Below are 14,464 nucleotides of genomic sequence, written 5' to 3' on the forward strand. Positions count from 1 at the left end.
CGAGGATCAATCCGTTGATCCGGACAGTACAATAAAGATTGTTACTTAGCTAAGGCCAGGTGCCATCGCCAGAGAGAACCAGGGAACAAAGGCGATCAACAACCACGCTATCAACAGGCCTCCCAGATACATCAGTGCAAAGGGCACAATCTTCGAATAAGGAATACCTGTGGTGCCACTGGCAACGAAAAGATTCAGACCAAAAGGCGGTGTGATAAAGCCGATCGCAGCACCGACAAGAAAGATGACACTGAAGTGAACCGGATCGACACCGTGGGCCATGGCAATAGGTGCCAGGATCGGTGCAAATATCACGGTCACGGGCAGACTTTCAAGAATACAACCAGCCGCCATGACGATTCCCATACACACCAGCAGCACCACCACTTCACTATCGCCAAACCAGGCCACGAAGTTGGCAACCGCATCGGCAGCACCCAGCAAACCGAAAACCTGCTGCATGACGATCGATATGGCAATCATCGGCGCCAGCATGCCGGTCAACTGACCGGAGCGCAGCAAGATCGTAGGGATTTCCCGAAACTTGATTTCCCGAGTAAACAACAAACCTGCTATCAGACAGAAGCCTACGGTAATGGCCGCCGCCTCGGTTGGTGAAAAGATACCTGAATAGATGCCATAGATAACAATGAAGATGGCAAAGAATCCCAGATAGGCCCGTCGAGCAGTACGCCCTACCCGTTTCATATCCAAAGGCTCTACCGAACCCCAACCATTCTTCTTGGCAAGGTACCAGCAGACACCCTGCATCGCCAGGACCATCAGTATGCCTGGCATGATGCCAGCAACGAACAGGTCCGATATGGACAGATTCATCAAGAAGCCATAGACAATGAAGATGATTGACGGTGGAATGATGATCCCTACCGTGCCACCTGCCGCAGCCGTCGCTGCTGCGAACCGCGAATCATAGCCATCCTTCACCAATACCGGATGCATGATGCCGCCAATGGTCGCCGTGGTTGCAGAGTTGGAGCCAGAGATCGCAGCAAACAGGCCACAGGAACTGATCGTGGCAAGCCCCAGACCACCACGCATCCAGCTCAGACAGGCGTGAGCAAAGTCGGCCAGTCGTTTGGCTATACCCGCCGCGGCAATCAAGTCCCCCGTGAGAATGAACAGTGGCAGCGACAGTAGACCGAAGAAATTCAGACCTTCAAACAGTGTGAAACCGATATTGGCCAACGTAAAGTCGATGATGATGGACACACCCACCACCCAGAATCCGATGACCAGAAAAATGGGCACCCCGACCAAGAACAGCAGAAAAACACCGAACGACACTAAACCTATCAACATTCCCTGATCCATGATGATCTCCTCAGTCCTGTCCGATGGCTTGAATATCGAGGATAAAATCTTCGCGCTTTCTGAAGCGGCGAATATCATCGATCAGATTCTGAACCACCCTGATCATCAGCAGCACCCAGGCAACCGGTGTGGCCAGGTAGAACCACCACTGCATGACATTGTCGGTTCCCTGCACGATGGCCCAGTTCATTTGCACCAGGCGGGTCTGCTCTATCGTGAAATAGACAACTATTGATGCAAAGACCAGCCACAGAATGGCATCCAGCCACATGCAGGCATACTGCAAGGCGTAAGGCAGTCGCAGACGAATGTCATTGAAAACCAGATGACTGCGCTTGCGAACATTGTATGAACAACCGATCCATGTCACCCACAGGAACAGATAGATCGGTATGGATGAACTCCACGGAATTTGCGTTTTCAATACAAAACGCTCGAATACGGCATAGACAATGATCAAAGCCATGGCCGAGTATGCGATCAAGATCAGCACTCGTTCCACGTTTCGATCAAGCCACCTGAGACAGGCCATCAACGCTTTCATAGGAGAACACCCTTAGGGGTAAAAACACTCTGGAATAACCTGGGGTAGCACAAAGGCTCCCCCAGGAAGAAGGAACAGCAGACTCGTTAAAGCCTATCCTTGCCACCAACGGCGGGCTTCAACCGATGCCACATCAGCATCAGCCGGAATCTCACGAGCGATGTCGTAGATTTCCTTGTACACATCAAGACCACCTGACATCTTGTTCAGGCGTGAGCGCCACTGCTCCCACTCTGCCGGTTGGAATTCAGGGGAACACATCTGCTCGGCCTTCTTGATTTCCTCATCAGACAAGGTCGCCACGCGAACACCATTATCACCAAACACTGTGCCTGCCGGTGGGTTCTCGACAGCACCAACCACTTCGATCAGTGCTCGCTCCTGCTCACGCTGCGTATATTGTTGCGCTTCGAAGGATGTTTCCATGACAATGTCCTGCAAATGGGCAGGCAAGGACTCGAAGGTGTCGTTGTTCATGGCTGTATGCTCAGTACCGCAGAAGAACTTCAGATCAACAGCCTGTGACAGTACGGGTGACATATTGGCGTAGGCCGCGGCACCCATCCAGGTTTCAGCACCATCAATCAATCCCTGCTTGAGACCGTCCAGTGTTTCCTCCCAGGCAATCGGCACCGGATTCAGTCCCATCAACTGCATGGCAATACGTCCAAGCTGTGTGCCAGTAACACGGTTCTTGGTACCAGCCAGCTCGTCAATGCTGGTAATGGTTGGCGCATCAGAAAACTTCTTGCCCAGCATCAGACCACGCAATTCACAATGGGTATAGAGGAACTGGATATTGTGCAAACGACGCATGGGTTCACGCAGCAGCTCTTCACTTTTTGGATGATAGAAAAAGTGATGCTGAGCTGCACGACTGGGGAACATATAGGCAAAATCCAGCACGTTGTAGTATGGCGCCGAACCCGCTGAGTTCTGAGTACTTGCCGTAAACAGATCAACAATGCCCTGCTGCGTCTTCTTGACACAATCGAGCTGATTACAGATCGCGTTGCTACCAATGAAATCGATCTTCAGTGCACCGTCGCTGTTTTTTTCCAGCTGGCGGGCAAACCAGAGCTGACCGGATTCCTGAATCTTCAGGTTCTGTTCATTGAATCCCGAGGCGCCAAACTTCAGCGTTTTAACCGGTGTTGTTTTGTCTCTATCCGCCTCAGTCGCAGCAGCGGCAGTACCTACTCCTTCCAGAGTCAGTGGCCCTACTGTTCCGGCAACAGCCAGCAGTGCAGAGGTATAGCCGTATCGACTTGCGATTCGCAAGAATCCACGTCGGTCGAGTGGTGTCTTTTTGCTCATGAGTATTCGACTCCTTGTTTCACCCGATTCGATGTCAGGTGTTTATTTGAAATCAGTGCCGTATACCACTGGCACTGTCAGGTATTACCACCGCAAAAAAACTACTCAGTCAAACCGAGGTGGTGGCAGGCTCAGTCTTGGGGTCATGACGTGCTGAAACATCCTCACTTCCCGAACCTTTTCTGGCATCTTCCAGAATCATGTCAACCGCTTTCTCAGCCATCGCAACGACAGGTCCATTGGTATTACCAGACACAAGCGTTGGCATGGATGAACAGTCAATAACACGCAGCGCCTCGATACCTCGTACCCGCAAACGCTCATCCAGAACCGCCATCGGATCACTGGCAACACCCATCTTGCAGGTACCCGATGGATGGAAAATGGTGGCGCCATGATTACGACTGAATTCCAGCAATTCCTCATCAGTGGTGGCATCCGGACCGGGTTTGACTTCGCGCTTGACGTAAGGCTTCATGGAAGCAGACTCGGCGATCGCTCTGGCAGCACGCAAACTGGCAACAGCCGTGCGTCGGTCAAGATCGGTCGACAGATAGTTAGGCACCATTGCCGGTGGCACCATCGGGTCAGCGGATTGAATATGGGCATGACCTCTCGATTCAGGTCGCAGCTGACACACTGACAGAGTGAAACCGGAGAACGGATGCACACTGCCTCCCGCCATGTCGGCCGATAGCGTGGCGACATGGAACTGGATGTCAGGTGATTTTGCTTCATCAGGCAAAGCCTTCATGAAACACCCGCCTTGATTGATACCCACAGCCAATGGACCAGAGCGATGCAGTAACCACTGCAGACCCAGCTTGGCTTGACCTATCAATGAATTCAACTGATCGTTAGTGGTCGGTATCGTGGCTTCATAGGTTGCACGAATCTGTAAATGATCCTGCAGGTTCTCGCCCACACCTGGCAGTTCGTGTACTACCGGAATGCCAAACTTCTGCAAGACCGCGGCAGGACCGATGCCTGACAATTGCAGCAGTTGTGGAGATTGCAATGCGCCGGCAGAAAGTAACACTTCGCCCGTCGCCCGTGCTTCATGTGAAATGCCACCTTGAACATAGCGCACACCGACTGCCCTCTTGCCCTCAAGGATGAGCCCGGTGGCCTGCGCATTGGTTTCAACCGTCAGATTGGAGCGATTTCTGGCAGGCTTCAAATACCCCTTGGCCGTACTCCAGCGCCAGCCCTTCCAGGTGGTCAGCTGATAGTAACCAGCTCCTTCTTGCTTTTCACCGTTGAAGTCATCAGTTCTGGGCACACCGCTTTCACCCGCACCGCTGATAAAGGCTTCGATGAGTTCATTCTTGTCACCGATATCGGAGACAGACAGAGGGCCATCGCCACCGTGATACTCACTGGCGCCACGCTGATTACGCTCCGAACGAATGAAATAAGGTAGAAGCTCATCATAGGACCAGCCACTGTTGCCCAGTTCTGCCCAGTGATCGTAATCTTCTCGCTGTCCACGTATGTAGATCAGACCATTAATGGAACTACAACCACCCAGTGTCTTGCCGCGTGGCCAGTAGATGCTTCGATTGTTCATACCCGGATCGGGTTCGGTGTGGAAGCACCAGTTATACTTTTTACTCCACATCGTCTTGCCGTAACCGATGGGCAGATGTATCCAGAATGAGTTGTCCTTGGGCCCGGCTTCGAGAAGCAGCACGTTGACAGCTGGATTTTCACTAAGCCGCGAGGCAAGAACTGCACCGGCAGAACCGGCCCCCACTACAATGTAATCGTAACTTCCTTTCATAGACGATTCCTTACCGCTGGATGCACTTGTACGGTGCAAGTTCACTTTTATGTGCCTTTTATTCACAAGTGACTTGCCACGAGTGAAGTATACATTTATCTTATTTCGGAACGCAACATTCCATTTCAATTATTTTTACAACCTATTGATCATGAAACTCACGGAAAGCTCGAATCAGTCACGCGGAAGCAGCTCTGCAGAGCGCACTCTTCGTTTGCTCCAATACGTGGCAGAGCGCTCTCAGTCGGTGCCACTGGCGGAATTATCCACGGCCCTGGACCTGCCAAAACCGACAGCGCACCGCATGTGTCAGATGCTGCTGGAGCTTGGGATGCTTGCCAATGATGTCAACGAAAAGGCCTTTCTCATTGGTCCTGCCCTGCGACGATTGGCGCTGGATACACTGACCCACGGCACTCTGAGCGCTTTGCGCCATACCGTGCTTGATGACCTGGTGGATGAAGTAGGCGAAACCTGTAACTTCACCACCCTGAGCGGCTCCTCAGTACTTTATCTGGATCGAGTCGAGACTCGCCATGCCTGGCGCTTGACGATCAATGTCGGCGAGCGAGTGCCTATCCATTGCACTGCCAGTGGCAAACTGTTTCTGGCCTTCATGTCCTCGACAAAGAGAAACTACCTGCTCAGAAATATAGAGCTTCGCAAACTGACCGATATGACCGAAACGGATCCTGCCAAATTGCGCACCATGCTCGACGCGATAGCCAGCGACGGGTACTCGGAAGACAGGCAGGAGTTCATCACCGGACTGGTAGCCATTGCAGTACCCGTTTTTGATACCAACAACGAGCTGCGGGCCGCGGTGGCCATGCATGCACCGATCAGCCGTGTCAGCAGTAGCGATGCTCTGGATATGCTGCCCGCCCTGAAAAAAGCGGCTCAGCGACTGACGGCGTTGCTGTAGCTGTGCCGTTCACGTAATCACGCTTGGTGGCACAAGCCTCAGTCTCTCAATCAGCGAACAGCTGCCAGTTCGCCAAGAACCTCGGCAACAACGATTTGATTATCGGCGCTGATGATGATGGGCACAGCATCCAGACAGGCTCCTATCCCCAACCCCTCAACTCCCTCACCATTGATCACCGAAAATCCTGCACCGTGATTGCTACAGCGCAAGATCGAGCCATCAGCAGACAGCAGTTTCTCGCCGCGGTGATTCAATGGTAGATACTGATGGGGACAGGCATTGACGTATGCCTTGACGCTTCGGCCCTTGCGGGCCAGGACAATGGGAAAGCCATCGTGCACAATGCACAAGCTCCCCCCATCGGGAATGTCCACGAATGGACAAAGTGCGGTGCCAGGCATCGGTGCACCTGACCAGGAATCCCATAAATCGCTCATCGTCTTCTGACCACCGGACTTCACCCTGTGAGAAGCGACAGACGAAACTGTCCCTGAATCCACTGCTTCTGTTATTAAGGAAATACCGCGCCGTATGAGTAACCCGTAACCTGTCACCCTCTGGCCAACATGAAGCTAGCAGCCTATATAGCCGCTAGTCAACACCTTAATGGTTTCGTAATTTACGATTGTTTTAATCAAATGAGGGGCGTTCTCGTTTACGCCCCACAAGGGCTCATATTCACGAACCCGTGACAATCAACAGAGCCCTGCCCGCCTTGCCATCGGCTCGGATGGAATGAGGACGATCAGCGACATAACGAATCGTATCGCCTTTGTTAACCGCTTCTGACTCGCCATCCGATGTCACGATCAGACGACCATTCAGCACTGTCAGGCTTTCCATACAGCCCGAACGATGCGGATCACTTTCAAGCGCACCGCCGGCATCGAACATCAAATCGTAAACCTCGGTATCACCCACCGTTTCTGGTGCACTCAATATGCGAATCTTGCAGCCTTGGCCCTGCGAATGAATCACCGGAGTCTGATCAGAACGAATGACTTCCCTGATAGGACCACGCTCATTCGGACCACCATCCAGCAAACCGGAGAAGTCGATATGCAGCGCCTGTGTCAGATTCCACAAGATGGCGACCGTCGGGCTGCTTTCAGCCCGCTCGATCTGTGAAAGCATGGAGCGGGAAACACCGGACAATCGTGCCAGCGCCTCAAGGCTGAGGCTACGTGATTTTCTGGCATCCTTGAGCCGGCTGGCCAGCCTGACTGAAATTTCGTCACTACTCAATCAACTACCCTCTTGCATTGCATTAGTTTACGAGGCGATATCAAACCCCTGTCCAGTCCAGCACGACCTTGCCGCTGGAGCCGCCCATCATCGTCGCAAAGCCTGTTTCAAAATCCTGCGCCGCATAACGATGAGTGATGATGCCTGACACATCCAGCCCATTTTGCAACATGGAGATCATCTTGTACCAGGTTTCGAATATTTCACGGCCATAAACGCCCTTGACCGTCAGCGCCTTGAACACAATGCGTGACCAGTCAACCGGACTCTTGCCAGGCGGTATGCCCAACATGGCGATACGCCCTCCCATGACCAGAGACTCGATCATCTGATCCAGAGCAGGCTGACTACCCGACATTTCCAGGCCAACATCGAACCCCTGTTTTATACCAAGCCTGGCACAAACATCATTGAGATCTTCGCTGGAGACATCAACCGGAACGACATCAGCCACCTGAGCGGCCAGAGCCAGGCGCTCCTTGTTGATATCGGTGATGACCACATGACGTGCCCCGGCATGCCGGGCGACTGCTGCCGCCATGATGCCAATGGGGCCTGCCCCCGTGATAAGCACATCTTCGCTGACCAGATCAAAACTCAAGGCGGTATGAACAGCATTGCCCAACGGATCCAGAATGGCTCCTATATCGTCACTGATAGCATCCGGCAACGGCACCACATTAAATGAATCCAGTCGCAGATATTGTGCAAACGCACCATTCTCCTGCACACCAATTCCCAGTGTTTGTGGATCCAGATGAAATTTTCCCGCACGCGATTGACGTGACTCCTTGCCCACCAGGTGCCCTTCGCCACTGACACGCTGGCCAAGTGCCAGACCTTCAACCTGACTGCCCATTTCGACAATTTCTCCGGCAAACTCATGGCCGATGATCAACGGTACCGGTACGGTCTTGGCCGCCCACTCGTCCCACTTCCATATATGCACATCAGTACCGCAGATACCGGTCTTGTTGACACGGATAAGCACATCCTTGGCACCTATTTGCGGAACCGGCGCACTCTGCATCCACAGGCCTTCTGAAGCATGTGCCTTGACCAGTGCTTTCATTTCAGTATTTGTCGTCATGTTCAACCAATCACACCGGTCTTGCGACCTGCAATATCAAATGCATTCAAGGCCCGATCCAGATCATCGCGAGTCAGTGCGGCACTCATCTGAGTCCGTATTCGTGCCTGGCCTTTGGGAACCACTGGAAAGAAGAAACCCGATACATAGACTCCCAGCTCAAACAGCTCTCTGGACAAGCTTTGAGCCAGCTGCGCCTCGCCCAGCATGACCGGAATGATGGGATGTTCACCCTCTGCCAGCGTAAAACCCAGAGAGCTCAAACCTGAACGCCAGTACGCGGCATTTTCGAACAATCGAGCCCGTAGCTCGTCCCCTTCTTCCACCAGCCGAATGGCCTCGATGGAAGCGGCAACAATGCTCGGCGCCAGTGAGTTGGAAAACAGATACGGACGAGCCCGCTGTCGTAGCAGATCAATTACAGCCGCAGGACCTGCCACGTATCCACCCATGGCCCCTCCCAGAGCCTTGCCCAAGGTACCGGTCAGAATATCTACCTTGTCGTTAACACCAAAATGCGCAGCCGTACCCTGCCCCTTTGGCCCCATGAATCCGGTGGAATGGCAATCATCAACCATCACCATCGCGTCATAGCGTTCGGCCAGTGCTGTAATTTCCGGCAGTTTCGCCAGGTAACCGTCCATGGAAAACACACCGTCGGTGGCAATCATGATGAAGCGCGCACCACTCTCTTTTGCGGTCTTCAGTTTTTCTTCCAGATCATCCATATCTGAATTCTTGTAGCGATATCGCTGCGCCTTGCACAGGCGGATGCCGTCGATGATGGATGCATGATTCAGGGAATCTGAAATGATCGCATCTTCAGGACCCAGCAATGGTTCAAACAAGCCACCATTGGCATCAAAACAGGCCGCGAAAAGAATAGCGTCATCCTTACCCAGAAACTGCGCCAGACGACGCTCCAGTTCCAGGTGAATATCCTGCGTGCCACAGATGAAACGAACACTGGCCAGCCCGAAACCATGTTGATCCATGGCCTCTTTGGCGGCTTGAATCAGGCTCGGATGATTGGCCAGACCCAAGTAGTTGTTGGCGCACAGATTGATGACATCATCACGTTGAGTGCCATCGAGCTGGACCGATACTCTGCCAGATTGTGCCGTAAGAATGGCACGTTCGGATTTGAGCAATCCTGCAGACTCGATGTCTTCAAGCTCATGCTGTAGATGCGTCAGAAATTGATTGTTCACGATAGGCTCCCCTCAAACAGGAGCGTATCATATAGCGGATAATATCCAATATCAAGGATATCTAAGCACTGAACAGATCGCCTATGAGCGGTAGATCAAGGTTGGCAACCATAGAGCCAGGTCAGGAATAAAGACCACCAGCATCAGCACAATCACTAACGGCACCAGAAACGGCATGGTGGCCGTGACACAGCGCTCAAAACGCACCCCGGACACTTGCGACAGGACATACAACACCATCCCCACAGGCGGTGTCAGCAGGCCCAGCATCAGGTTCAGGATGACAATAATGCCCAGATGAACCGGATCGATACCGACCTGAGTGGCAATCGGTAACAGAACCGGTACCAGGATGGTGATGGCTGCGATGGTTTCCATGAACAGGCCGATGGCCAGTACCAGCACCATCATGATGAGCAGCAGTACATTCTTGTTGTCGGATATTCCCAGCAACGTATCACCCAGTGAAGCGGCAACCTGGTTGGCGGTCAGAATGTAGGCAAAAATCGAAGCTGCAGATACGATCATCAGTATGGAGGCCGATGTTTCGATCGTATCCATTGAAACGCGAATCAGATGCTTGAAGCTTAGCGTCCGGTAGACAACCAGACCGAGAAACAAGGCGTAGGTGACGGCAGCTACCGCCGACTCGGTTGGTGTAAACACTCCCGTTACGATGCCACCGATGATGATCATGGGCGTCAGCAACGGCAGAAAAGCGGCTTTGAAAGTGGTGATGAGTCGAGACATCTCGAAACTTGAATCACGCGGGTAATTTCGCTTTCGCGAATACCAGGCCACCATGACCATCAGAGACACCGCCATCAACAAGCCGGGAATCAGGCCAGCAGCAAACAGCTCGCCAATGGAGACCGACGCCATGACACCATAGATAACCAATGGCAGGGAGGGAGGAATGATAGGGCCGATGGTGGAGGATGCCGCCGTGATACCGACTGAGAAATCGGTGTCGTAACCCGCATCACGCATGGCCTTGATTTCAATAGTGCCCAGGCCACCGGCATCGGCAACGGCGGCACCTGACATGCCAGCAAAGATGACACTGGCACCCACGTTCACATGCCCCAGACCACCATGCATCCAGCCGACCAGCGCGCGGGCGAAGGCAAAGATCTTGTTGGTAATGCCGGCGGTATTCATCAGATGTCCGGCCAGGATGAAGAACGGTATGGCCAGCAAGGGAAAACTGTCGACACCATTGATCATGGTGTGAATCATGACAACCGCAGGACGGCCTTCTATCAGGATGTAAATCAGTGAAGCACCGGCCAAAGAGACTGCAACCGGCACGCCGATAATCAGCAACAGGGCCAGCAGAACGAACATGAATGTCAATGCCATGATTAGCTACCAGCCGGCTGTGATAGGCCAAGTCTTTCAGCAGCGATGTCGGCTGCCGGGCGCTTGATCAATTTGAGAATATTGATGAATGAGGTCACAGCCATGGCAAAACAGGCCACTACCACCACCCAGTAGATAATGCCCTTGGGCAGATCAACGGAAATCATTCGCTGTGCCAGTGTCCGTTGCGCCAGTCCGATACAGTAATAACCGGCAGCACTGAAAAAGACGGTAACAATCGTTTCGCAGACGATGGCCAATGGCTTGATGAAGCTGACTGGCAGATAGCGATAGAAAAATTCGAGATAGATATGAGAGCCCTTGCGAACACAGGTAATCGAACCGATGTAGGCCAGAAAGATCAGAAAGAAACGTGCAATCTCCTCAGTCCATGCCAGTGAATCGTTAAGCACGTAGCGCGTGAAGAATTGCAGAGCCACAATGAAGAACAATACCCAGAAAATGAGAAGAGCCGGATAATCAGTCCACTTGACATCCGAGATGTCGTTGGTGACTTCATCAAATGCAGCCGACTCGAGGTCTGTTTTAGGCGTATCAGAACTGGGAGGGCTTGTCATCGGTAACTCCGCGGGACAGGGGGCGACACCCGGTCGACAGTGACCGGGTACGAAAATCGCTTGAAACGGTTAGTGGTAGAAAACGCGGATCAGGAAGCGTCAGGGATAGCTTGCAGCCGTTCGTACACATCACTAGGCCAAGGCATATCATCACTGATCAGAAACGGTTTTACCGCGTCGATAAAAGGTGCGCGATCAACCTCGTTGACGGTATTGCCCTGCTCGCGAAACCATTCTGCAAGCTCACCTTCAGCTGTTTCAATCTGCGTGCTGGCATCATCAGCAGCATCCTTGAGCACCTCAACCAGGATATCTCGATCGGCCTCATCCATGGATGACAATGTACTACCAGCGACAACCGTAATCAGAGAGTTGGTGATGTGCGCTGTCAGATTGATGTTGCTCTGCACTTCATAGAATTTCTTGAACTGGATGGTAGGTAGTGGGTTTTCCTGAGCATCCACGACACCTTGTTGCAGTGCCAGATAAACTTCAGCAAACGCCATTGGCGTCGGGTTGGCACCGACGGCTTCTGGAAAAAGCAGGTAGGACGGTGCATTGGGTACCCGTATTTTCAGATTTTTCATGTCTGCCGGGGTCAGGATAGGCTTGTTGGCTGTCACATGGCGAGCGCCGTAATAGGTCAAAGCGACAATTTCATTGCCCGTGGCATTCTTGTAGCCATCGGAGAGTTCCGCGAACAGATCACTTTCACGATATGACTTCCAGTGATTCAGACCACGCAAGGTGAATGGGTAGTCAGAGATCGAAATAGGTCCGTAGGCATTGGCAGCAAATCCGACACCTGTGTAGATGATATCGACGGTTCCCAGCGAAAGCCCCTCGTTGATAGCGGTCTCCTTACCCAGAGATGAGGCCGGGAATACTTTCATTTCGTACCGGCCTTCGGTGCGCGCCTCTAACTCTTCAGCCGCCTTGAGAATAGCCTGATGATAAGGAGTGGCCATCTCGTAGACGTGTGCGAACTGCAGCGTCTTGGCGGCACTTGCCGGCAAGGCAACGGCCATAGCGACAGTTGCCAGCGCAAAAGCGCCTGCCAGTTTTCTGATTTTCATACTGCTTCTCTCCTTGATACCGTCGATGACGGCAGGGGTTATGGCGAATCCGCAGACTCACTGAAAAAGCGTCAGGCAAATAATCTTGTCTCTGCACGCCTTTTTAGTCCGACCAAGAAAAGGTACGAATTGAGACTGAACGACATACTTGCCCGATAGTCGACTATATTCATGACTATGGTACGACAATATTTCTATTTTGTCACGAAACATATTCTTGAACTGCAAGCGCTGTAAACAGCACATCCATCAATCAATATGAGCCCGGCGCATGTCAAGGCAATGAAGAGCTCTTATAAAGACTCACACATTCAACGCTGGAAATACAGAAAAACTTGGAGTAGGCTCAGTTCACGGTTTAGCGGAGCAGACGAAAATTTGTCTGATGCCAACCTACCCGCACAACATCAAGACGACGAGGTGAAGCTAGCATGCGATTGACGACGCTTTTCATTCTACTGGTCCCCCTGACGCTCCTTGGCGCCTCAGCGTCAGCCTCCGAAGCACTGCTCAACTCCAAGTGCTCTTCGTGCCATGTTGCGCAAGACGACGGAAGTCTGTATCGCGTCAGTGAACAGCGCAAGACACCGGAAGGTTGGAACATGACCCTGTTCCGCATGGAAAAATCACACGGCCTGAAAATCACTGACGACGAACGTCAGGATCTCATCCGCTATCTGTCCAATACGCTAGGTCTGGCACCGCAGGAAACCGCCTCACAAAGAGCGATTCTCGAGCGTCGGCCCGATTACATAGAAACACCGGCTGACGAGGATCTCAATGTTCTGTGCGCACGTTGCCATACCTTTGGACGTATCGCCCTACAGCGACGTACCGAAGTTGAATGGTTGAAGCATGTGCATTTCCATGTCGGTCAGTTCCCCACTATCGAATATCAGGCGCTCTCTCGTGATCGCAACTGGTTCGACGATGCAATCAATATCGCGGTCCCCAAGTTGGCTGAACTATACCCACTGAAAACAGCAGAATGGGACGCCTGGCAAGCGGCCGACAAGCCATCGCCTGTTGGTGACTGGGTCGTGTTTGGGCACTGGCCCGGACGTGGAGATTTCAACGCCCTTATGAGTGCCAGCGGCGATAGCGAATCCATGGATATCACGATCAAGGGTCAATACAACGATGGCACAGCCATTGATGATCAGGGACAGGCAACCTTGTATACCGGCTATGAATGGCGTGCTGATGCCAATGGCATTCGACAGATCATGGCCATGAGCGAAGATGGCAAAACCCTCACTGGACGCTGGTTCAGGACAGAAGATGATTCTCTGGGCGCTCAGGTGAGCGCCGCTCGCATCGGCAGCGATGCAGGCGCTATTGCGCTCTCCCCTTCAGCGGCAAGAACGGGCAACACTACAAGTATCACCCTTTATGGTACTGAGCTGCCAGAGACCTTGTCGGCAGAGGGTATTCAGTTCACGAACGTCAGCCGTTCCAGTGACGGCACACAGTTGAGCGCCGATGCACTGGTTGCCGAAGGTGCCGCAGCCGGGCCACGTACACTGGCCGGTGGCGTGGAACTGATCGTCTTCGAACAGATCGATCGCATCGCTGTGGAGCCTGCAGAAACCATTGCGCGGGTCGGATCCAATGGCGGACCGATTGCCGCAGTACCCGCACAATTCGACGCCATCGCCTGGTCAAATGGCAGCGATGGCGCTGCAGATACTGATGATGATCTTCGCATTGGTGTCGTCGAGGCAAGCTGGTCGAGCAACGCTTTTGATGCGCTCGCCGAAGAGGAAAAGGATGCTGAGTATGCAGGCAGCATCGATAGTACGACTGGCCTGTTTTCTCCGGCTGGCGCAGGTCCGAATCCGGAGCGTCGCTTCGGTACCAATAATGTCGGCAATCTTTCCATTGACGCAACGGTCAATGAAAACGGGACCGACCTGACAGGCAGTGCACACCTTATTGTGACGGTACAACGTTTCAATGATCCCCCTATTCGATAAGTTGGAGCCCAGCCCTTGTCCT

Annotated in this window: 13 protein-coding genes; 2 read left to right on the forward strand and 11 right to left on the reverse strand. The window is 52.7% G+C overall.

The window, feature by feature from the left end; translation table 11 throughout:
- Positions 1 to 45: 45 nt before the first annotated feature.
- The 4 genes from IMCC3135_RS19705 to IMCC3135_RS19720 form a co-directional block, all read right to left on the reverse strand.
- Entirely contained in the window at positions 46 to 1,332 is a 1,287-nt protein-coding gene (locus tag IMCC3135_RS19705) for a TRAP transporter large permease (RefSeq protein WP_088919162.1), read from the reverse strand.
- A gap of 10 nt (positions 1,333 to 1,342) precedes the next feature.
- Entirely contained in the window at positions 1,343 to 1,816 is a 474-nt protein-coding gene (locus IMCC3135_RS19710; RefSeq protein WP_236994621.1) for a TRAP transporter small permease, read from the reverse strand.
- 153 nt (positions 1,817 to 1,969) lie between these two features.
- The gene (locus IMCC3135_RS19715) at positions 1,970 to 3,193 is read right to left on the reverse strand and encodes a TRAP transporter substrate-binding protein (RefSeq protein WP_088919164.1); all 1,224 of its coding nucleotides are present in this window, start codon (positions 3,191 to 3,193) and stop codon (positions 1,970 to 1,972) included.
- A gap of 109 nt (positions 3,194 to 3,302) precedes the next feature.
- Positions 3,303 to 4,976: a GMC family oxidoreductase gene (locus tag IMCC3135_RS19720; protein ID WP_088919165.1), complete on the reverse strand. Its 1,674-nt coding sequence runs from the start codon at positions 4,974 to 4,976 to the stop codon at positions 3,303 to 3,305.
- Positions 4,977 to 5,127: 151 nt separating this feature from the next.
- Between IMCC3135_RS19720 and IMCC3135_RS19725 the strand changes: the two genes are divergently transcribed.
- Positions 5,128 to 5,901, forward strand: coding sequence for an IclR family transcriptional regulator (locus IMCC3135_RS19725; protein ID WP_088919166.1), 774 nt, complete (start codon positions 5,128 to 5,130; stop codon positions 5,899 to 5,901).
- A 50-nt stretch (positions 5,902 to 5,951) separates the two neighbouring features.
- Here the strand turns inward: IMCC3135_RS19725 and IMCC3135_RS19730 are convergent, their stop codons facing one another.
- From IMCC3135_RS19730 to IMCC3135_RS19760, 7 genes are all read right to left on the reverse strand, one after another.
- On the reverse strand, positions 5,952 to 6,341 hold the full coding sequence (locus tag IMCC3135_RS19730; protein ID WP_157736138.1) for a Rieske (2Fe-2S) protein: 390 nt from the start codon (positions 6,339 to 6,341) through the stop codon (positions 5,952 to 5,954).
- Between the two features lie 241 nt (positions 6,342 to 6,582).
- On the reverse strand, positions 6,583 to 7,149 hold the full coding sequence (locus IMCC3135_RS19735; protein WP_088919168.1) for a helix-turn-helix domain-containing protein: 567 nt from the start codon (positions 7,147 to 7,149) through the stop codon (positions 6,583 to 6,585).
- Between the two features lie 40 nt (positions 7,150 to 7,189).
- Positions 7,190 to 8,239, reverse strand: a complete 1,050-nt coding sequence (gene tdh, locus IMCC3135_RS19740) for an L-threonine 3-dehydrogenase (protein ID WP_088919169.1) — start codon at positions 8,237 to 8,239, stop codon at positions 7,190 to 7,192.
- 2 nt (positions 8,240 to 8,241) lie between these two features.
- On the reverse strand, positions 8,242 to 9,450 hold the full coding sequence (locus IMCC3135_RS19745; protein WP_088919170.1) for a glycine C-acetyltransferase: 1,209 nt from the start codon (positions 9,448 to 9,450) through the stop codon (positions 8,242 to 8,244).
- 81 nt (positions 9,451 to 9,531) lie between these two features.
- Positions 9,532 to 10,812: a TRAP transporter large permease gene (locus IMCC3135_RS19750; RefSeq protein WP_088919171.1), complete on the reverse strand. Its 1,281-nt coding sequence runs from the start codon at positions 10,810 to 10,812 to the stop codon at positions 9,532 to 9,534.
- A 2-nt stretch (positions 10,813 to 10,814) separates the two neighbouring features.
- Positions 10,815 to 11,390, reverse strand: coding sequence for a TRAP transporter small permease (locus IMCC3135_RS19755; RefSeq protein ID WP_088919172.1), 576 nt, complete (start codon positions 11,388 to 11,390; stop codon positions 10,815 to 10,817).
- 89 nt (positions 11,391 to 11,479) lie between these two features.
- Positions 11,480 to 12,466: a sialic acid TRAP transporter substrate-binding protein SiaP gene (locus tag IMCC3135_RS19760; protein WP_088919173.1), complete on the reverse strand. Its 987-nt coding sequence runs from the start codon at positions 12,464 to 12,466 to the stop codon at positions 11,480 to 11,482.
- A 431-nt stretch (positions 12,467 to 12,897) separates the two neighbouring features.
- Here IMCC3135_RS19760 and peaA point away from each other — a divergent pair, with 431 nt between their 5' ends.
- Complete coding sequence (peaA, locus tag IMCC3135_RS19765; RefSeq protein ID WP_088919174.1) at positions 12,898 to 14,442, forward strand: quinohemoprotein amine dehydrogenase subunit alpha; 1,545 nt, start codon at positions 12,898 to 12,900, stop codon at positions 14,440 to 14,442.
- Positions 14,443 to 14,464: the final 22 nt, after the last annotated feature.

Source organism: Granulosicoccus antarcticus IMCC3135 (assembly GCF_002215215.1).
GTDB lineage: Bacteria > Pseudomonadota > Gammaproteobacteria > Granulosicoccales > Granulosicoccaceae > Granulosicoccus > Granulosicoccus antarcticus.

Excerpts from the sequence above, each read along its gene's own strand:
- IMCC3135_RS19705 (WP_088919162.1), bottom strand. The coding sequence starts at position 1,332 with ATGGATCAGGGAATGTTGATAGGTTTAGTGTCGTTCGGTGTTTTTCTG.
- IMCC3135_RS19715 (WP_088919164.1), bottom strand. The coding sequence starts at position 3,193 with ATGAGCAAAAAGACACCACTCGACCGACGTGGATTCTTGCGAATCGCA.
- IMCC3135_RS19720 (WP_088919165.1), bottom strand. The coding sequence starts at position 4,976 with ATGAAAGGAAGTTACGATTACATTGTAGTGGGGGCCGGTTCTGCCGGT.
- IMCC3135_RS19725 (WP_088919166.1), top strand. The coding sequence starts at position 5,128 with ATGAAACTCACGGAAAGCTCGAATCAGTCACGCGGAAGCAGCTCTGCA.
- IMCC3135_RS19730 (WP_157736138.1), bottom strand. The coding sequence starts at position 6,341 with ATGAGCGATTTATGGGATTCCTGGTCAGGTGCACCGATGCCTGGCACC.
- tdh (WP_088919169.1), bottom strand. The coding sequence starts at position 8,239 with ATGACGACAAATACTGAAATGAAAGCACTGGTCAAGGCACATGCTTCA.
- IMCC3135_RS19750 (WP_088919171.1), bottom strand. The coding sequence starts at position 10,812 with ATGGCATTGACATTCATGTTCGTTCTGCTGGCCCTGTTGCTGATTATC.
- IMCC3135_RS19755 (WP_088919172.1), bottom strand. The coding sequence starts at position 11,390 with ATGACAAGCCCTCCCAGTTCTGATACGCCTAAAACAGACCTCGAGTCG.
- IMCC3135_RS19760 (WP_088919173.1), bottom strand. The coding sequence starts at position 12,466 with ATGAAAATCAGAAAACTGGCAGGCGCTTTTGCGCTGGCAACTGTCGCT.
- peaA (WP_088919174.1), top strand. The coding sequence starts at position 12,898 with ATGCGATTGACGACGCTTTTCATTCTACTGGTCCCCCTGACGCTCCTT.